This window comes from Marinomonas sp. 15G6-16 (assembly GCF_055809555.1).
In genome coordinates this window covers 1,605,923-1,624,442 of sequence record NZ_CM147916.1, presented here as the reverse complement: position 1 = coordinate 1,624,442, position 18,520 = coordinate 1,605,923, and the positions used below count along the sequence as shown (strand labels likewise).

General features: G+C 41.9%; 17 protein-coding genes and 1 riboswitch. Of the genes, 10 read left to right on the top strand and 7 right to left on the bottom strand.

What is annotated here, in order from left to right:
* Positions 1-103 precede the first annotated feature (103 nt).
* Positions 104-1,648 carry an alanine/glycine:cation symporter family protein gene (locus AC0L46_RS07900; RefSeq protein ID WP_414681490.1) on the top strand — a complete coding sequence of 515 codons (1,545 nt, stop codon included), beginning with the start codon at positions 104-106 and terminating at the stop codon, positions 1,646-1,648.
* Positions 1,649-1,757: 109 nt separating this feature from the next.
* Positions 1,758-2,339: a hypothetical protein gene (locus AC0L46_RS07895; RefSeq protein ID WP_473502762.1), complete on the top strand. Its 582-nt coding sequence runs from the start codon at positions 1,758-1,760 to the stop codon at positions 2,337-2,339.
* A gap of 36 nt (positions 2,340-2,375) precedes the next feature.
* Here the strand turns inward: AC0L46_RS07895 and AC0L46_RS07890 are convergent, their stop codons facing one another.
* Positions 2,376-2,984: a DNA-3-methyladenine glycosylase I gene (locus tag AC0L46_RS07890; protein ID WP_473502760.1), complete on the bottom strand. Its 609-nt coding sequence runs from the start codon at positions 2,982-2,984 to the stop codon at positions 2,376-2,378.
* A gap of 178 nt (positions 2,985-3,162) precedes the next feature.
* Here AC0L46_RS07890 and AC0L46_RS07885 point away from each other — a divergent pair, with 178 nt between their 5' ends.
* A complete protein-coding gene (locus tag AC0L46_RS07885; protein ID WP_473502758.1) occupies positions 3,163-3,615 on the top strand; it encodes a hypothetical protein in 453 nt (150 codons plus the stop codon).
* Positions 3,616-3,633: 18 nt separating this feature from the next.
* Here AC0L46_RS07885 and AC0L46_RS07880 read toward each other — a convergent pair whose 3' ends face one another.
* Positions 3,634-4,440 (bottom strand): ATP-grasp domain-containing protein, encoded by an 807-nt coding sequence (locus tag AC0L46_RS07880; protein ID WP_473502756.1) that lies wholly within the window; start codon positions 4,438-4,440, stop codon positions 3,634-3,636.
* Positions 4,441-4,552: 112 nt separating this feature from the next.
* Positions 4,553-5,470, bottom strand: a complete 918-nt coding sequence (gene rarD / locus AC0L46_RS07875) for an EamA family transporter RarD (RefSeq protein ID WP_473502754.1) — start codon at positions 5,468-5,470, stop codon at positions 4,553-4,555.
* Positions 5,471-5,623: 153 nt separating this feature from the next.
* Positions 5,624-5,801: riboswitch (FMN riboswitch) on the top strand.
* A gap of 147 nt (positions 5,802-5,948) precedes the next feature.
* Here rarD and AC0L46_RS07870 point away from each other — a divergent pair.
* The 4 genes from AC0L46_RS07870 to AC0L46_RS07855 all read left to right on the top strand — a co-directional run bounded on the left by AC0L46_RS07870 (position 5,949) and on the right by AC0L46_RS07855 (position 11,684).
* The gene (locus AC0L46_RS07870) at positions 5,949-6,884 is read left to right on the top strand and encodes a DMT family transporter (protein WP_473502752.1); all 936 of its coding nucleotides are present in this window, start codon (positions 5,949-5,951) and stop codon (positions 6,882-6,884) included.
* A 450-nt stretch (positions 6,885-7,334) separates the two neighbouring features.
* The gene (locus AC0L46_RS07865; protein WP_473502750.1) at positions 7,335-8,558 is read left to right on the top strand and encodes an MFS transporter; all 1,224 of its coding nucleotides are present in this window, start codon (positions 7,335-7,337) and stop codon (positions 8,556-8,558) included.
* A 167-nt stretch (positions 8,559-8,725) separates the two neighbouring features.
* Positions 8,726-10,876, top strand: a complete 2,151-nt coding sequence (locus tag AC0L46_RS07860) for an FAD-dependent oxidoreductase (protein WP_473507074.1) — start codon at positions 8,726-8,728, stop codon at positions 10,874-10,876.
* 4 nt (positions 10,877-10,880) lie between these two features.
* Positions 10,881-11,684, top strand: a complete 804-nt coding sequence (locus tag AC0L46_RS07855) for a DUF547 domain-containing protein (protein WP_473507072.1) — start codon at positions 10,881-10,883, stop codon at positions 11,682-11,684.
* A gap of 18 nt (positions 11,685-11,702) precedes the next feature.
* Here the strand turns inward: AC0L46_RS07855 and AC0L46_RS07850 are convergent, their stop codons facing one another.
* Positions 11,703-12,644 carry a LysR family transcriptional regulator gene (locus tag AC0L46_RS07850; protein ID WP_473507070.1) on the bottom strand — a complete coding sequence of 314 codons (942 nt, stop codon included), beginning with the start codon at positions 12,642-12,644 and terminating at the stop codon, positions 11,703-11,705.
* 170 nt (positions 12,645-12,814) lie between these two features.
* Here AC0L46_RS07850 and AC0L46_RS07845 point away from each other — a divergent pair, with 170 nt between their 5' ends.
* The 3 genes from AC0L46_RS07845 (at position 12,815) to AC0L46_RS07835 (ending at position 15,668) form a co-directional block, all read left to right on the top strand.
* Positions 12,815-13,540 (top strand): sulfite exporter TauE/SafE family protein, encoded by a 726-nt coding sequence (locus AC0L46_RS07845; protein ID WP_414681480.1) that lies wholly within the window; start codon positions 12,815-12,817, stop codon positions 13,538-13,540.
* 156 nt (positions 13,541-13,696) lie between these two features.
* Positions 13,697-15,097 carry a bifunctional diguanylate cyclase/phosphodiesterase gene (locus AC0L46_RS07840; RefSeq protein WP_473507068.1) on the top strand — a complete coding sequence of 467 codons (1,401 nt, stop codon included), beginning with the start codon at positions 13,697-13,699 and terminating at the stop codon, positions 15,095-15,097.
* 43 nt (positions 15,098-15,140) lie between these two features.
* Positions 15,141-15,668, top strand: a complete 528-nt coding sequence (locus AC0L46_RS07835; protein WP_473507066.1) for a M48 metallopeptidase family protein — start codon at positions 15,141-15,143, stop codon at positions 15,666-15,668.
* Here AC0L46_RS07835 and AC0L46_RS07830 read toward each other — a convergent pair.
* The 3 genes from AC0L46_RS07830 to AC0L46_RS07820 form a co-directional block, all read right to left on the bottom strand.
* On the bottom strand, positions 15,665-16,342 hold the full coding sequence (locus AC0L46_RS07830) for a 7-cyano-7-deazaguanine/7-aminomethyl-7-deazaguanine transporter (protein ID WP_414681478.1): 678 nt from the start codon (positions 16,340-16,342) through the stop codon (positions 15,665-15,667). The genes AC0L46_RS07835 and AC0L46_RS07830 overlap by 4 nt on opposite strands.
* Before the next feature lie 197 nt (positions 16,343-16,539).
* Positions 16,540-17,397, bottom strand: coding sequence for a PA4780 family RIO1-like protein kinase (locus AC0L46_RS07825; RefSeq protein WP_473507064.1), 858 nt, complete (start codon positions 17,395-17,397; stop codon positions 16,540-16,542).
* A 106-nt stretch (positions 17,398-17,503) separates the two neighbouring features.
* Complete coding sequence (locus AC0L46_RS07820) at positions 17,504-18,400, bottom strand: hypothetical protein (protein ID WP_473507062.1); 897 nt, start codon at positions 18,398-18,400, stop codon at positions 17,504-17,506.
* Positions 18,401-18,520 lie beyond the last annotated feature (120 nt).

Below are 18,520 nucleotides of genomic sequence, written 5' to 3'. Positions count from 1 at the left end.
ATGTGGCATGATTCTTTCATGGGGGTATTAATAAGTGCTCTGTAAATATTTATTCATGAGATGCACACTGGGACTTTTCAAAATTTCATACAAGGAAAAAAATATGCAAAAAATAAAAGCAGTTTTTATGGGCCTGTTTATGGCTCTAAGTACAAGTGCTTTTGCTGAAGAGGCTGGCTCCTTTAAGCAAACAATTAGTAGCTTTAGTGAGAGTGTCGATGGCTTTTTTAACGATTATACCGGTTGGTTTGTTGGGTTAATCTTTAAAAGCGTTCCAGTTGGTGAAGCAAGCTTCCCAATCATCGTTGGCTGGTTACTATTAGCTGCTCTTATCTTCACTGTTTACTTTGGCTTTGTTCAGTTTAAACGTGCAGGTATGGCGATTGATATCGTTAAAGGCAAATACACTGATCCAAACTCGAAAGAAGATGGTGAAGTATCTCACTTCCAAGCACTAACAACGGCTCTTTCTGGCACGGTTGGTCTTGGTAACATTGCTGGTGTTGGTGCTGCCCTTGCGATTGGTGGTCCTGGCGCGACTTTCTGGATGATTCTTTGTGGTCTTCTAGGTATGGCGTCTAAGTTCTGCGAATGTACTCTAGGTGTTAAATACCGTACGGTTTTGCCATCAGGCGCTATCTCTGGTGGTCCAATGTATTACTTGAGCCAAGGTCTTGCTGAAAAAGGTCTAGGCGGTTTAGGTAAAATTTTGGCTGTTGGTTTCGCTCTAATGTGTATCCTAGGTTCTCTAGGTGGCGGTAACATGTTCCAAGCCAACCAAGCTCACGCTATGTTGACTTACGCATTTGAAGTACCAAGCGAATACGGCATCATCACAGGTGTTGTTCTGGCAGCTCTAGTATTCTCTGTAATCGTTGGTGGTATGCCTTCTATTGCTTCTGTTACTGAGAAGATCGTTCCTTGGATGGCTGCTTTATACATTGGTATGGCAATCATTGTTATCGTAGCGAACATTGGTCAAGTTGGTGCTGCTTTTGCTGCTATCTTCGAAGGTGCCTTCACGGGTGCTGGTGTTGCTGGTGGTTTTGTTGGTGCATTGATTCAAGGTTTGAAACGCGCAACATTCTCTAACGAAGCGGGTGTTGGTTCTGCTGCGATTGCTCACTCTGCAGTAAAAACAAAAGAACCTGTTACTGAAGGTCTAGTATCTTTGCTAGAACCATTCGTTGATACGGTTGTTATTTGTACTATGACAGCATTGGTTATCACAATTGCTGGTCTAAACGTTGGCCCATTTGATGGCAGTGGTTTAACGGGTGTTACTCTAACAGCGGCTTCATTTACTGAAACAGCTGGTGTATTCAAATACTTGTTAGCATTAGCCGTTGTTATGTTCGCATTCTCTACTATGATCTCTTGGTCATACTACGGATTGAAAGCTTGGACTTACCTATTCGGTGAAAGCAAAAAAGTTGAGCTAGCGTTTAAATTGATGTTCTGCTTCTTCGTAATCGTTGGTGCAACTATTCAGTTTGGTGCGGTAATCGACTTCTCTGATGCGGCTATCTTTGCAATGTCTATCTTCAACATCATCGGTTTGTACTTCCTAATGCCGATCGTTAAGAAAGAATTGGCTTCTTTTGTAGCCCGCGTAAAATCTGGTGAAATTAAGAGTTACGACAAGTAATTTTTAAATAACGATTTCTGCGTAATTACATGATATAAAACAAACCCACTTCGGTGGGTTTTTTTATGTGAGATGCATTTGAGCATTCCTTAATGATTGAGGTAGCGGAATGGTAGAGAACAACGCAAACGGAAATGACTCCTACGTTGTGGATTTGACACGTACTTTGCTTAAAGATGGCCCTAAGTTTCTTTCGCATACACTGGTTATAACGAAAAATAACGCCTATTTAAGACCGACAGTTGGCGCCATGATGTTTTGTGTTGTCTATATTGTTGTCGGCGGCTTTTTAGCGAGTCTGGCTGCGTATTTGTTAGTTGTTTCTGCTCACTATGATCTTTCAATATTTGTTGGTGGGTTTGGTATTGCCATTGGTGCTTTTGGCATTATGTTAATCCAACCGTTTTTGCGTCGCGCTCGTTTTGATAAAAAATTAGGTGTGTTTGAAAACCACAAAGATCGAAATGTAAAACTACAGCACATTGTATCTTTGCAAATAAATAACAAAATAATTAAGCGTAAAAATGCCTTGAGCTATGCCTGCTTTGAATTGAATTTACTGACGGAAGACGGTCGGAGAATCAATATTCTTAACCATAATAATGAAGACCAGCTTGAAAACGACGGAGTACTACTAAGTATGTTTTTAGGTGTTGAGCTGAAAGATTACCGTCGAGAAATCGTACTGTAGTAGGCGTTTCTCTTAGGCACTATGATTGTCATAGTGTTAAGGCCTTTTAAACGCTTTTCTGGCTTGGTCTATTTTTGCTCGCATAAAACAATGTTCAGCGTGGTCGTTTATTAACCCCATAGACTGCATAAAAGCGTAAAGTGTTGTTGGGCCAACGAAAGTCCATCCAAGCTTTTTTAGCGCTTTAGATAAGGCAATAGATTCTTTGCAGGTAGTTTGAGTCTCCGGTGGCGGTAACGAGCCTTCATCAGGCTCATAACGCCAGAAAAAAGCAGCAAGCGATCCTTCTGTTCTCACCATTTCTTGTGCGCACTTCGCGTTGTTAATAACCGCCAGGATTTTACGTTTGTTGCGTACTATGTCTTTGTTGGCTAAGAGCTCTGCTACTTTTTGCTCATCAAAAGTGGCGACTTTGTGGAAATCAAAGTGCTGAAATGCCTCACGGAAGCTTTCGCGTTTATTTAAGATAGTGCGCCAGCTTAAACCTGACTGAAAGGTTTCTAAGCATAGCTTTTCAAACAAACGCCGATCATCCGCAATAGGAAAGCCCCATTCTTCATCGTGATAACGAGGAAAATCCGGTGCGGAGTTTGTCCATGCGCAACGAGCTTTCTGGTCAATTAATGCGTTGTTTTCCTGCTTCATATCTTTTACGCCGTTGGCTTACGAGATTCATTGTGTGCGCTCTGTGTACTTTGTATGATATTTTATTAAGAATAATTCACAACATGACACGCTAAAAAGGCGGTACTAATATACTTTGTGTCAGGTGTGCATTTAGGCGCTTTTGGTCTAAGTGATAAATAATAAAAAGGAAGGCGGCTTGAATATTTATAAACACAGTGCTTTGTTTGTCATTTTTTTCTTTTCCATGACGAACGCTATGGCTAAAACCTCTATTAATGAAATTCACTCCTGCTTGGCGTTGGTGGACTTCGTTAATAGCAAGCTCGAAAGTTCAGAGTCTGTGTACTCGCCAGAAGACAAGGAAATCATACATAAAGGCCTGTTTGGTTATGCCCGCTACCTTGAGAATGATGTGATTGATCCGAAACTGCTTAAGTTGTATGGCGGAAACCTTGCTCAAGCTAAATTGATGAAAAAGCTGTTTAACCGTCAACAGTCGCGATTTATAGAATATCTAGATGACCGCCACTCAGAGAAAAAGTTTGCCACAGACTATTTGATCGCCATCAAAGAGTGCTCTATCAAAACTCGCTCACAGGGTGATGTTGCCTTGTATTTAAGGCAAGCGCTCACCGCTATGGAAAAGTAGCTTCTCTAACTTTCTTGCCTAAAACCCGCTTGGCTGATCAATCAAACCTGCAGTAGATAATACATGCTGCTCATTTAGATAATTGAGAAGCTCATTATTCACATCGTGCTGAATGCTACTGATTCCTTGGTTCCCAAAAATACGATTGATTTCAATTACATAAGGAACAGAGCCGACCATCGCGACATCGAATCCAGCGTGATTAATGTCTAATGATTCCGCTAAAAAGGTTACTAAGTCTTGAGCTTCTTTCGGAATCAAAGCTACTTCTACCTGGCCGCCTTGGCTAATGTTATTGTGGAAACCATTGTCCGACTGCAAGCGCCAGTATCCGTTGACGATTTTATTCCCGACCCAAATGATGCGCATATCGCGGTCGATGGGTAAGTACTCCTGCACATAAAGCACATCTGTTAGAGCGATGTAATCGCGCCATTGTCCTAATGTTTCAATCAAGAAGACACCATTCCCCATGCTGCTGCGGGGGATTTTCGCCACGAAAGGCGATGGCATTTCGTCCCAGATTTTGTCTGCTTCATAAGGTGTGTTTGCTGCAATCACAGTATAAGGGTGATGTGCTGGCGCCACTGTCCGAAATGTACGAGTCATTTCGATCTTGTCATGACCAATCATGTAAGAGGCTAGGCTAGGAAATATGCGCTTTTTAAGGCCAAATATTAAGGCGTTTAATTGCCAATACTGAGGAAAAAGCAGCCAATCCGCCTGTTTGATTTCATCTAAATGTTCATACATAGATTCAGGTTTTATGTATCGAACATTCGGTAAATGAAGTGTTCTTAATGCATCAAAAGAGATGATTTTCATTTAAGTCGCATCAGTGGCCAAAGAGGCGCCGATTGTGTGCTTAAGCGAGGAAAAAGGGAATAAAAATTTCACCTAAAATCGTAAAAAATCGACTTATCTGTATAAGCCGATTTTAGGGCGTTTCTTGGCTTTTTTGTAATGCGTTTCTTGCGCGAGTATTACGCATTCGACGAATAGAGTCGAACACCAGCATAGCCAAAGCTGCCCAAATCAAAATAAAGGTAATCAGCTTATCGATACTTAAGGGTTCGTTATATAAAAATACCGCCAAAATAAACATGCCGGTTGGACCAATGTATTGAAAAAAGCCGAGCGTAACCATGCTGACGCGATTTGCTGCTGCCGCAAAACACATGAGTGGAATCATGGTAACTGGGCCCGCCGCGAAAAGTAATAAATTGGTGGTCGTGCTGTTGTCGAAAAGGTTCCCAGAGGAAGAATCCGTCAACATCAAATAAGTGAGTGCGAAAGGTAAAAGGATTCCTGTTTCAATCGCCATTCCAGTGAAACTATCCACTGCGACTTTTTTACGTACTAAGCCATAAAAGCCAAAGCTGATGGCGAGAGATAAGGCAACCCAAGGCAAAGAGCCAAATTTGATCACCTCAAACGCCACTGCGCCAAAACATAAAAGAACCGCGGCTTTACGGACTCTATCTAGTTTGTCTTTGAAAAAGATCACACCCAATAAAATACTAATGAGCGGATTAATGTAGTAACCCAAGCTAGCGCTGAGCATTTGGTCGTTTTGTACGGCCCAAATAAATGTTCCCCAGTTGATTGCAATCAGCACAGTAGAAACTGCCATAGCCATTAAGGTTTTTGGCGACTGAACCACGGCTTTAAGTGCTTTGCCGTAACCTAGTATTAGGATTAAGACTAAGACAATGAGACAAGACCAGATAATTCGATGTGAAAGAATCTCTGTTGCGGGAAGAAACGACATTTCTTTAAAGTAAATGGGAGTAATCGCCCACAGAATAAAGGCGCTTAACGCGTAAAAAACGCCACTTCTTGAAGATGTTTGCACGTAAATTCCTTTTCATTCAGAGAATCTTAATGAGAGGGCGGAAGTGTATAGTAATTTTTAGCTAAGATGCAGCATAAAATGGCTTTCTCGTGGCTGAGTATATTGCCTAAAAACGAGGATGGGTTTAGAGTTAGTCCATTACTTTTTACATTAATCGAACTTCGGGGCGGGGCGAAATTCCCCACCGGCGGTAATTTAATAAAATGCTTCTTTGGTATTGCATTAAAAAGCCCGCGAGCGCTTAGATTGAATAGCAATTGAAAATCTAAGGTCAGCAGATCTGGTGAGACTCCAGAGCCGACGGTTACAGTCCGGATGATAGAAGATCGACCAAGCAACAAAGAATCATTTCTCTTAGCGAGTAATGGTTATTTTTGTTGGCGCTTTCTATGCGTTTTTTCTTACATGCTTTGGTTATGTAAGTGTCTTGGTATATTCCTCATCACCCCTGTGCATCTTACTTATTGGAGAAACCAAGATGGCAGGAACATTCTTTATCATGATCGCGTGCTTTACGTGGGCGCTTGATACTTTAATTCGTTATCCACTGTTGGGCGCGGGTTATTCCACTCTGCAAATTGTTCTTATTGAACACCTTACTTTGGTGCTATTTGTTAGTCCTATGCTTTGGCGTGCACGCCATGTTTATCGCCAAATGTCGATGAATAGCTTTCTGTGTTTGTTTTTCATTGGTGGCGTTGGCTCCGCTGTGGGAACCTTGGCATTCACCGAAGCGTTTCAATATTTGAATCCAACCGTGGTGATTTTGCTGCAGAAGCTACAACCCGTGATTGCGATCTTGTTGGCTTATTGGTTCTTGAAAGAGCGCATTGAAGGTCAATTTTTACGTTGGGCTGTGGTGATTTTATTTGGTAGTTTTGTGATGATGTGGCCAGATTTACGCACCTTAGGAGAGGCTCAATGGCATTACTCTAGTGATAACATGAGCATTTTCAAAGGCTATGGATATACCTTAATTGCTGTTTTTGCATGGGGCGCGGCAACGGTATGTGGGAAGTACTTATCGCATCAAAACATACCTGCTAATGCGATTATGTCTGGCCGCTTTGTCGCAGGCCTGTTGGTATTATTGCCTTTAGCGCTGGCGCAGACGAACAGCTTAACGGCAATGGAATCTGTCGATCTGAGCCTAGTGGTTGCCATGGCTTTGCTAAGCGGCTTTATTGGCATGTGGTTCTATTATCAAGGGCTGAAAACAGTGCCTGCGCAATTGGCGACGTTAGCCGAGTTGTCTTTCCCTGTTTTCGCTGCGGCGATTAACTGGTACTTCTTAGATTTGGATTTAACCTTCTACCAAATTATCGGTGGTTTCCTGCTTATCTTTGGCAACATCGGATTGCGCTTTAAAGAGCTTCGAAAGTCCGATCTTACGGTAGTGACTCATCAGTCCTAATCAGCTCAGTTGAATAGCTTAATGTGATTTACGCTAAGGAAGGTACGAACAAGTCCACTGGCTTCAGCGTGTGGATAAACCTTTATTATTCGAGGCAAGCTTCACAGTCCAATATGAATATATTGGCAAGAAGCTTAACAAAGAATAAAAAGTGTTTAGCTCACGCCCTTCGGGTCTTTCAGAGAAGCGGCCTCTCTGCGTTAAGAGTGATTGAAAGGTATTAACATTCCTGCTCACTCTTGCCTTGATAGACCGTTTCTCTGATAAGACTGAAGCTCAGAAGACTTATTCGCACCTTCCTTGAGCTATTCTTTATATTTTCTCCTTTCCTATCCCCTAAAGCGGCGACTTTGATTTAGAATAGCGCGCCTATTTCTGCCCAAAAGATCAAGATTAGAAGGATTGCTTCTTTTGTTTTTTTAATATGGACGCTTTCGATAAGGAAAATAAATGCCATCTGAGACCCTTAAAACACACACTCCTGAAATAAAAACACAGTTTATTCCCGTTATATTTCTTTGGATTGCGGGTGTTTCTGCCGCCATGCAATTTGCCAAGTTCTCTATTTCTTATGACGCTTTGCTACAGCATTATCAAACGGGAGCAACATTAACAGGCGCTGCTTTGTCTGTTGTGGGTGTGGCTGGTTTAGTATTTGGCGTATTTGGCGGCCTGATTGCGAGCCGAGTGGGTTATTTGAAAGTATTAATGGGTGCGTTGTTTTTAGGCGGTATTTTGTCTTTTGTCCAAGCGACATTGCCGCCTTTTGAATTGATCTTTATTACGCGGATTTTAGAAGGTTTTTCTCAACTGGGCGTGGTGGTTTCTGCACCGACGTTAATTGCCAAGTTAAGTTCGGACAAGCATCGATCTTTAACCATGGGATTATGGGGAACCTTTTTTGGAGTGGCTTTCGCAGTAAGTGGTGGCGTGGGTAAATGGACGCTAGATAATTATGGCATGCATGAGTTGTTTTTTAGTCACGGTGTGTTGATCTCTTTGATGGGCGTTGTGCTATTTGTATTGCTGCGTAAGAACTCGGTATTGGATATTGCGCCTGTGAGTGCCAATCAAGGCAGTTTTTTACGTCAAATGCTGAATGTTTACCGTAACCCAAGAGCGCTTTTGCCCAGTACAGTGTTTCTTTTTTATACCTGTACGCTAGTGTCCTTACTGACGTACATTCCTCGTTTAGTGAGTGACTCAACTATCCAAGCTTTGATGCTGGTGGTTTTACCATTAGTCAGTACCAGTGGAACCTTTATAGCTGGTGCACTGGCGCAATATGTTATGAAACCTCAACGTGTTGCCATGATGGCTTACTCCACCGTGGCGATGTGCGGTCTTATTTTGTTGTTTGTGTATCAAGAGCCACTTTGGTTTGCTTTTGTTGTTGGTGTGCTGATTTTGTTTTTAGGTATGATTCCTGGTGCGTCGTTAGCCTTGATTCCTGTATTGGCAAGAAATCCGGCAGAACAAGCTCAGGGTTATGGGCTCATTGCTCAGTTTGGTAATCTTGGTGCGACAATCGGGCCACCAGTTTTTGCGACGCTTGTGACTTTGTTTGGCGTGAACGGATTGGTTTCTATGGTTCTAGTGATTTGCGCCTTGGGCTTATCTGCTTGTTTTTTAGTATTCCGCTTAATTGCTTCTTCTAAAATATCTAAGAGATAAAGTTAGTTTTATTAGCCACATAAAATGGACGAATTGTGGCTTTTGAGAGTTTATCTCAGAAATAATTTTGGAATTTGTAACATTATTCTCCTTTTGACGTCTAATATTTATAACATCAGCTGCATAACGTGTTGATTTGCACTGGAATGATTGTATTGGAGTCTTACATGAAGAAAATTGGGTTACTGGTCATCATCGCGGTACTTGCTGCCGTATTCTTTTATTTTGATTTGCATAAGCTACTCACTCTCGAGGGTTTGAAGTCAGGTTTAGATACATTTGAAGCATGGCGTGCTGAAAGTCCTCTGTTGATTGGCGGTGCGTTTTTGGTCTTGTACGTGATTGTGACCGCCTTGTCTTTGCCAGGCGCTGCGATTATGACATTAGCCGCTGGTGCTTTATTCGGTTTAGGCTGGGGTTTATTAATCGTTTCCTTCGCCAGCAGTATCGGTGCGACGTTAGCCTTTCTTGTTTCTCGTTATTTGCTTCAAGACACAGTTCAAAAGCGCTTTGGTGACCGTTTAAAAGCCTTTAATGAAGGCATTGAAAAAGAAGGCGCGTTCTACTTATTCACGCTTCGTCTTGTTCCTATTTTCCCTTTCTTCTTGATTAACCTGTTGATGGGCTTAACAACCATTCGTGCTTTCACCTTCTACTGGGCGAGCCAGTTAGGCATGTTGGCAGGTACGTTTGTATTCGTGAACGCGGGTACGCAGCTTGGTCAGCTAGAGAGCTTGTCGGGCATCTTGTCTCCTCCATTACTACTTTCTTTCGTTCTATTAGGTGTGTTCCCTTTGATTGCTAAAAAATTGATCAACATTATTAAAGCGCGTCGTGTTTATGCAGGCTATACAAAACCAAAAACATTTGATCGTAACCTGATTGTTATTGGTGGCGGTGCTGGTGGCTTAGTAAGTGCTTACATTGCGGCTGCAGTAAAAGCCAAAGTGACCTTGATTGAAGCTAATAAAATGGGTGGTGATTGCCTTAACTATGGTTGTGTACCAAGTAAAGCCATCATTAAAAGTGCCAAAATCGCCCAGCAAATGCGACATGCCGAAAACTACGGTTTGAACAGCAGTGAGCCCGCTTTCTCCTTCAAAAAAGTCATGGCACGCGTTCATGATGTCATCAGCCAGATAGAGCCTCATGACAGTGTTGAGCGTTACACGGCCCTTGGTGTGGATGTTGTACAAGGTTACGGGAAACTGATCGACCCTTGGACAGTTGAAATTCAACTGAATGACGGCGGCACTAAACGTATGACAGCGCGCAGTATTGTGTTGGCAACAGGCGCTCGTCCATTCGTACCACCATTACCAGGTTTAGACGATGTGGGTTATTACACGAGCGATACGCTTTGGGAAGAGTTCGCTAAATTTGATGAGCCGCCAAAACGTCTTGTTGTGTTGGGCGGTGGCCCGATCGGTTCTGAGTTGGCGCAAAGCTTCGCTCGCCTTGGTTCAAATGTGACACAGGTGGAACGTGGCGAACGCATCATGATTCGTGAAGACGAAGAAGTGTCTGAATTGGTTCAGAAAAGCATGAGAGCCGATGGCGTGAATATCTTAACCTCTCATAATGCGGTTCGTTGTGAGAAAGAAGGTGATGTGAAGCGCTTAATTGTCGAAAAAGACGGCGTAGAAAGCGTGATCGAATTTGATGCCTTGCTGTGTGCTGTTGGTCGTCAAGCCCGCCTTGAAGGCTATGGATTAGAGAATCTAGGCATCGAAACAGATCGCAATATCGTGACGAACGATTACTTAGAAACACTTTATCCAAATATTTATGCAGCAGGCGATGTGGCTGGCCCTTATCAGTTTACTCATGTTGCGGCACACCAAGCTTGGTACACAGCGGTAAATGCTTTGTTTGGCACCTTTAAGAAGTTCCGTGCGGATTACCGTGTAATTCCTTGGGCGACATTCGTTGACCCAGAAGTGGCGCGCGTTGGTTTAAGTGAGCAAGAAGCCAAAGAGCAAGGCATTGCGTATGAAATGGTGCGTTATGAATTTGACGAACTGGATCGTGCCATTGCAGAAAGTGCGACAAAAGGATTTGTGAAAGTCTTAACGGTTCCGGGTAAAGATAAGATCTTAGGCGTTACCATTGTGGGTGAACATTCAGGTGACTTACTGGCTGAATTTGTCTTGGCCATGAAACACGGTTTAGGTTTGAACAAAATCCTAGGCACGATTCACACTTACCCAACGTGGGCGGAATCGAACAAATACGCCGCTGGTGAATGGAAACGTGCTCACACACCAGAGCGTCTTCTGAACTGGATTGAAAAATACCATACATGGCGTCGAGGTTAAGCAAATGAAAAACTGGTTGATTGTTTTATGTGCTCTATTAGGTTTACAAAGTATTAGCGCCAATGCTGCTAACGCTTTTGACCACTCCGCATGGAATGCGTTATTACAACAAAATGTTCATTTGCTTGAAGGCGGTAAGGCCAGCCAAGTGGATTACCAAGCTTTTGCTGATAATGAAGCCGCTTTAAATGCGTATTTAAAAGCATTAGAAGGTGTTAGCCAGTCTGAATTTGATGCTTGGCCAAAAGAAGACCAACTGGCATTTTTGATTAACGCATACAATGCCTGGACTGTCAGTTTCATTCTGACGAAATGGCCTGACTTGAAGTCGATTAAGGATTTGGGAAGCTTCTTCAGCTCTCCTTGGAGCAAAGAGTTTGTGCCCTTGTTAGGGGAAACTCGTTCCCTTGATAACATCGAGCATACGCTGATTCGTGGCTCAGATCGTTATAACGATCCTCGTATCCACTTTGCGGTTAACTGCGCAAGTATTGGTTGCCCTGCTTTGGCTAATATTGCTTTCCAAGGTGATAATTTAGACAGCTTGCTAGAAACACAAACTGAATTGTTTTTAGCCGATAGCAGTCGTAACCGTTTGAATGGTAAGAAATTAGAGCTTTCTTCTATCTTTAAATGGTACCGAGAAGACTTTGAAAAAGGTTGGAAAGGCTACAACTCATTGGAAGCTTTTATTCACAACTATGCGTCTGCCATGTCACTACCTGAGAGTGTAAAAGCTGATCTTAGTAATGAAAAAGTAGACATCAAATTCCTGAGCTACGATTGGGCTCTAAACAAGAAACCATAAGACTTATTCATTAGTAGCTTATTTCACAAGGTTATCTGATGTATCAGAAAAGCGCTTCATTCTTTCCCAAAAGAGAGAGGATTGAGCGCTTTGAGTCTGATGGCGAAGGCGAATCATGAAGATAGGAACTTGGTTCTGAGACGTGAAGTTTTCGACCTCGATTGGAATTAACTGACCATTTTCAAGTTCTGAGCCAATGATGTGTTTCGGCATTCTCGCCCAACCAAGACCATGCAGCAGCATGGTTTTTTTTGTCTGAAAATCGTTCACGTACCAGCGCTTACCAGTTGGTAGCACGTATCTGTGGCCATTTTCTGCGGAGTTAGCGGCAGTATTGGAAACTAGAATCTGTGGCAAAGCATAAAGCTGTTGTTGCTTTATCTTCGCCCCACTTATTGGCGTTTTTGATGGGTTGGTTTGATTCTGAGTAAGGGAAGCCAATACTTCAGGGTTCACAACAGTAATCATATCGATTCTATACAGCTCTACGAAGGCGTGACGATCATCTAATCCATATCTTGGTCCAATGGCAATCTCACATTTATTCTTCGTGAGCGCTTCCTGAACGCCGTACAAATGGTCTGTCATTATGTCTAAAGAGGTTTCAGGGTATTGTGATTGAAACGCCTTTATTCTCATCATGCAGGCATCGTTTACGCTCATTTGGCTCAGACAAAGGTGCAAGGGTGCTTCTATGCCTTTCGCTAAATCATGACCTAGGTTTTCAAGTTGCTGCGCTTGGGAGATCAGCTTTTTGCTTTGCTGGAAAAAAGCATGTCCTTCTGTCGTGAGTGTTGGGCGGTAACTGTCACGATCAAATAACGAAATTCCATATTGAGCTTCTAGTGCTTTAACTGCAGCACTGATGCCTGGCTGAGTTTTATGAATAGCATCTGCGGCGGAGCGAAAGCTGCCTGTTTCAACGACTGCAATAAAGGCTCTTAACTGATCTAGTTTCATACTATGCTCTCTAATAACGATCACAAATTATTATCATTTCAATAATAAAACGAAATTATTTATTTTTCATTATTTGCCTTATGATTTCATTCATTGGACGAGCACTTGAAAGACATTATTTTTCATCTAGCCGTTATGTGATTGTTATTAGAAGAAGTAAGGAGGACTAAGTGGATTTACCGTTAGTCGTATTGTTTTTAGCGGGTTTGATTACCGGCTTTTCAAAGTTTTCAGTAGGCGGTATGGGCTTACTGGTGTTGCCGATCGTTATGATCGCTTTTCCTGGACCAGAAGCGTTAGGGATATTATTGCCGTTGTACCTTGTGACAGATTTAATGGCCGTCGCTAGTTACAGAAACAAAATAGCTTGGGGCGTTTTAGGTCGATTCTTACCGTTAGCCTTTCTAGGTGTTTTCATCGGTAGTCAGTTTTTAGCAAATCTAGATGCCGATCAGTTTTTAAGCTTCCTTGGTGCAACCATTGTCGCCATGATTGTATTGGGCTTGTACCTTGATTTTCGACCTGCTGCTTTCATGCGTAAACCAGTTACAGCTTACTTAATGGGCTTTTTTGGAGGAGTAATCAGCATGGTCGCTAATGCAGCAGGGCCTTTGTTTAGCTTATTTTTATTGGAGCAAAAACTAGAGAAAAAGACATACGTTAGCACCCGAGCATGGGCATTCTTCATCATTAATATATTGAAGCTTCCTTTGTACATGAGCATTGGCTTGTTGTCTGTCGAGAGTGCGGAAACCAGCTTGTACGCCTTACCTGGATTAGCGCTTGGTTCTTATATCGGTTACCACTTTTTAAAGAAAGTGAACCCAATACAGTTCAAATGGATGATTCGGATTATGTCTACATTAGCGGCTTGTAAGTTGTTCTTGTTCACTTAAGGAGGCGCGTTTTATAAAACAGAGCTATATTAAAAGCGCTAGAGTGTATAGACGTAAAATTTTGTTTCATATTACCTTTCATGGTTACTTCATTTTGAATAGAAGGTTAAGATTAAGTACATCTTAAAAGAGAAAAAACTTCTCATGGAAAGTGTTATGGAAGCAGATTTAAATAATGATATTCGATTAGAAGATATTCTAAATACAACACCAATAGCTGTTGGATGGACAAATATATCGACTGGTCGAATTGAATATCTGAATAAAAGTTTTAATCAATTGTTTGGATATACGTTAGAAGATCTACCTGATATTGACGCATGGTGTTTGCGTGTGGCTCATGACAAGGAATTTGTTCAGAATGTGGTTGAACCTTGGGCTCTTAATCACAGCAGTAAATTCTCCTCAGAAGGTTTAAAAGCGCGACTTTTTTGCAAAGATGGCTCTGTCAGACATGTCATCATGAGCTTCTCAACTGTGGGTGAAAAGAGGTTGTGGTATTTCAATGACATCACTGACTATTTGATCGCAGAGAAACGCTCCCGTACCCAAAGTGATATGTTGGCAATGGTGGCCAAAAGCTCTAAATTGAAAGACATCCTACAGGTTATTGTTAAGCAAATTCAGTTAGAAAGCCCAGATACCTTGTGCAGTGTGTTGCTATATGATGAAGTTAATAAATGTCTAAGGCTTGGCTCTGCTCCTGATCTCCCAGATTTTTATAATGAAGCAATAGACGGTGTTGCAATTGGGCCCGATGTTGGCTCTTGTGGTGCCGCGGCCTATTTAGGGGAGCGCGTCATTGTTGAAGATATTAACACTCATAAAAACTGGGCACTTTTCTCTGAGTTGGCGGATAAAGCCAATGTTGCTGCTTGTTGGTCTGAGCCGATTATTTCTTCAAAAAATCGATTATTAGGCACTTTTGCATTTTATAAACGTGTTTCATCCTCTCCAACCGAAAAAGACTTCGAGTTAATTAATTTTGCAAGCAACTTGGTGAGTATTGCGATAGAAAGCTTTAAAGCGCAAGAAGAGCTAGAGCAAAGAGCCTATTATGATCATTTAACTGGGCTGTGTAATCGAGGGTATTTCTTTAAGCAGTGTGAGGAAATTGTGGCGTGCTCTTCGTCTGAGCGCCTTGCTCTTGTGATGCTGGACTTAGACAACTTTAAATACATCAATGATGCTTACGGTCATAAAACAGGGGATTTAGTCTTACAGAAGTTAGCTGAAGTAAGCAAAATGGCTTTAGGGAAAGATAATATTGTTGCTCGAATTGGCGGCGAAGAATTTGCGATCTTGTTGCCTAATCAGACTGAGGCTCAAGCTGTCTCGCAGGCGGAATCTCTTCGTAAATCTATCGAAACCAGCACAGTGTTAAGCCCTGAAAGTGAGAATATTTCTTTTACTGCTTCGTTAGGCGTGGCCTATCAGGAGCAAGGTAAATGCTCGATTGGCGAGCTTTTAAATAGCGCCGATAAAGCGTTATATAAATCCAAAGTAGCAGGGAAAAACTGTGTTTCTTCAATTATTTGTAATAGCCCGCTTTCTTAATCTTCCCTTATTTTTCTAGCAGTCTTTTTTAGTAGGTCATTCGATGAGTCATGGTAACTCTACTCAAAGCGTAAAAAATTATTTAAATGGCTACAGCGACCATGTTCAAGAGCAAGTTAAAAGTCTATTAGACGCTGAAAAGTCAGCAGAATGGTTATTGAAGAAGTATCCAACGGCTCATAATTTGAATGGTGTTCGTGGATTATATGAATACGTTATGGATCTCAAAAATGAGTTTATGCGAAGCTCGCCACCAATCAGCAAAGTCATTTATGACGACAAAATCCACATCATCAATAATGCGCTAGGTCTGCATACTTATGTGTCTAGAAAGCAGGGAAATAAGCTAAAAGCCAAGAATGAGATCCGTATTGCGGCTTTGTTTCGGCAGTTACCAGAACCCTTGCTAAAGATGATTGTCGTGCACGAGTTAGCGCACTTAAAAGAGAAGGATCACAGCAAAGCCTTTTATAAGCTTTGCTGCTATATGGAGCCAGATTACCATCAGCTTGAATTCGATCTGCGAGTCTACCTCAGTCATCGAGATCGATTTGGCGACCTTTGGTGTTAGCTTTCCAGTTTTGCTTCTGAAGCAGTGAACGATGGGTTAATTGTGGTGATTTTCTTGGTTAAGTAATTCAACAAAACACCATAAATTGGAATGAATAGGCCAAGGCTAATAATCAGCTTGAAAGCATAATCCGCAAGGGCGATTTCTTGCCAATGTTGCGCCATGAAAGGGTCAGGGCTCTGATAAAAAGCAATACCAAAAAAGGCCAATGTATCCAAGCCATTTCCAAGCAATGTTGATGCTGCTGGCGCAATCCACCATGCTTTCAATGCTCTCAGCTTATTGAATACTCTTATGTCCAGAATCTGACCTAACAAGTAAGCCAGTAAACTAGCAAGCGCGATACGACCAACAAAAGTGTTGAACGAGCCGAGTGTTTCAAACCCTTGGAATACGCCATTTGCAAAAATCACTGACAACACATAAGACACAATGAGTGATGGAATCATGACTAGGAAGATGATTTTGCGTGCTAAAGCGGCGCCAAATATGCGGACTGTTAAATCTGTTGCTAAGAAGATAAAGGGAAAAGAAAATGCTCCCCAAGTGGTATGAAACCCTGCAATCGTGAAGGGGATTTGAACCAGATAGTTACTAGAAGCAATGATGATTAGGTGGAACATTGCTAGGTAGCGCAGTGCTTTCGCCTGTTGCGCAGGTGTGAAATTACTCATATTTTGACCTTTTTCGTTTGATTGGGGTGAGGGAACCCAAATAGAAAAGCTCATCGTTTCATAATGAACTTTCTGCCGTTAAGTTTTAGTTTTGACTCAGTGGTCAAACACGGGGCGGGATTATACATAATTATTCAAGCAATTCAATTTATGTATAAATAATGATCAAAAAAGATTGGATATGCTTTAAATTGAGATCAATCAGGCTCATCTTCAGCGTGAATACGAGCGAGGCGCTCTTGCTCTTCTTGGTATGCTTCTTGGATTTCAGTCAGTACTGAGTCCACGTCTGCGGCTTCTTCAGGTTCATCAAAATGGCCAGTCAGCTCAGTAGTAGGTGTTAACTTACCTGCTTCAAATAGCGCCCAAATTTCTTTGGCGTATTTGGTTTCTAAAATCTCTGGTGCAAACATGCCGTAATAGTTACGCATGTTATTCACATCACGTTCTAGCATCCATTCCGCATTATTATTGGCGACGGCGTCGACCGCTTGGGGTAAATCGATAATAACAGGGCCGTGAGAATCAACCAGCACATTGAATTCAGATAAATCTCCGTGGATTAACCCTTCGCATAACATACGAACTATGTCTCGGATGATGGTTTCATGATCTCGCTTAGCTTGTTCTTCGCTTAATACGACATCGTTAAGGCGAGGCGCTACTTCACCACTATCATCCGTGACCAAGTCCATTAGAAGTACACCATCAAAACAACCATAAGGTTTAGGAACTCGAACACCGGCCCCAGCGAGGCGATATAACGCATCTACTTCGGCATTTTGCCAAAGGCTTTCTTGCTCATCGCGACCAAATTTTGAGCCTTTTTCCATGGCTCTTGAGCGGCGGCTATTACGGACTTTACGACCTTCTCTGTATTGAACTGCTTGTTTAAAACTGCGTTTGCCCGCTTCTTTGTAGACTTTAGCGCAGCGGATTTCTGAACCACAGCGTACAATGTAAACCGTGGCTTCTTTGCCACTCATTAATTGTCGAAGTACTTCATCTATTAAGCCGTCTTCGATCAGTGGTTGTATTCTTTTTGGGATTTTCATACGGCTCGTTATTCGGTGGTTAAGTGATAATGGAAAGCGTCAATATTAGGCGGATTTGAACAAGAGAGAGAATGGTAAAATCCTTTTATATTGCGGAACGATTGAATCATTCGTTGATAGCACGCTTTTTAAACTCATTTTGTACCAAGTACTCAATCATTTCATTGATTTTCATACCTTTTTCCTCGGCCATGGCATTCAATTTTTGCTTAGTGTTAAGCGTCATACTGATGCTGTAGGGCTTTTTGCCACTGGATTTTTCTCTGAATTTCTTTTGGCTCCAAGCTTTCTTCATTTTATCTATGACTAAGGCTTTGCGGTCTACGTTATCAGATAAATCGAGAGTAGCAATAACTGCGGCTCTTTTTTCCATATCATTGCTTGGCAGCCAAGCTTGTTCTAAAGGTCTCTGCGTGTTGTTTTGTAGGTAGGACCAAGCCCAAGACCAATGTGTTGGATTGTTGTCTTCTAGCCAATTGGTTACCGAGACATCTTGTCGAATCTCATGCCACTTTGCTTTCAGTAATTCCAGTATTTCTTGCTGTTGAGAGGCTGTGGCTTCTCCATGGTAAAAGGCATCCAGAATATCAATCTGTCTTTCTGCAGCAGTGTCTCTTTCTATTTGGAAAGCCTTAGCGGATAGAAGCAGTAAGCTTTCATTTTTGACGGCTTCTTTTGGTTCTGTCTGAGAAGTTGCTTTCTTTAAATAGCACCACAACCAATTGCATAGTCTTTCATCCTTCTTATCAACCCAACGGAAATGTTGAATAGGTAACTGAGTGGCTTTGAAAGCACTGCGCATTTGAGAGGCGAAGTTTTTAGGTGCTCGACTTTTCTTGATCAACCCCTCTAATTCTTCATTTAGCTTGATGACTCGTTCTTCGTGAGTATTTCCCCGTAAATTCTTAATTGATGCGCTTCTAATATTTTTGAGCAAATAATCAGAGTAGAAGGCGCATTCTCTTTCTGAGTTGGCTTCCAAAATTTCATCATTATCTCTCATTATCAAACAGCCCTTTCTGATAGTTAAAAGCGAAAAAATAAGAAAAAACTACGGTGTAGTATTTGTTGTAAATGTTATGTGTATTTCTGTGGTTTTACAATAATTTTACAGTAAATTTGT

What these genes read in the sequence shown, in the direction of transcription:
- AC0L46_RS07895 (WP_473502762.1), top strand. Translation starts at nt 1,758, where the DNA reads ATGGTAGAGAACAACGCAAACGGAAATGACTCCTACGTTGTGGATTTG.
- AC0L46_RS07880 (WP_473502756.1), bottom strand. Translation starts at nt 4,440, where the DNA reads ATGAAAATCATCTCTTTTGATGCATTAAGAACACTTCATTTACCGAAT.
- AC0L46_RS07850 (WP_473507070.1), bottom strand. Translation starts at nt 12,644, where the DNA reads ATGAAACTAGATCAGTTAAGAGCCTTTATTGCAGTCGTTGAAACAGGC.
- AC0L46_RS07870 (WP_473502752.1), top strand. Translation starts at nt 5,949, where the DNA reads ATGGCAGGAACATTCTTTATCATGATCGCGTGCTTTACGTGGGCGCTT.
- AC0L46_RS07890 (WP_473502760.1), bottom strand. Translation starts at nt 2,984, where the DNA reads ATGAAGCAGGAAAACAACGCATTAATTGACCAGAAAGCTCGTTGCGCA.
- AC0L46_RS07825 (WP_473507064.1), bottom strand. Translation starts at nt 17,397, where the DNA reads ATGAAAATCCCAAAAAGAATACAACCACTGATCGAAGACGGCTTAATA.
- AC0L46_RS07860 (WP_473507074.1), top strand. Translation starts at nt 8,726, where the DNA reads ATGAAGAAAATTGGGTTACTGGTCATCATCGCGGTACTTGCTGCCGTA.
- AC0L46_RS07830 (WP_414681478.1), bottom strand. Translation starts at nt 16,342, where the DNA reads ATGAGTAATTTCACACCTGCGCAACAGGCGAAAGCACTGCGCTACCTA.
- AC0L46_RS07855 (WP_473507072.1), top strand. Translation starts at nt 10,881, where the DNA reads ATGAAAAACTGGTTGATTGTTTTATGTGCTCTATTAGGTTTACAAAGT.
- AC0L46_RS07840 (WP_473507068.1), top strand. Translation starts at nt 13,697, where the DNA reads ATGGAAGCAGATTTAAATAATGATATTCGATTAGAAGATATTCTAAAT.
- AC0L46_RS07900 (WP_414681490.1), top strand. Translation starts at nt 104, where the DNA reads ATGCAAAAAATAAAAGCAGTTTTTATGGGCCTGTTTATGGCTCTAAGT.
- AC0L46_RS07835 (WP_473507066.1), top strand. Translation starts at nt 15,141, where the DNA reads ATGAGTCATGGTAACTCTACTCAAAGCGTAAAAAATTATTTAAATGGC.
- AC0L46_RS07865 (WP_473502750.1), top strand. Translation starts at nt 7,335, where the DNA reads ATGCCATCTGAGACCCTTAAAACACACACTCCTGAAATAAAAACACAG.
- AC0L46_RS07820 (WP_473507062.1), bottom strand. Translation starts at nt 18,400, where the DNA reads ATGAGAGATAATGATGAAATTTTGGAAGCCAACTCAGAAAGAGAATGC.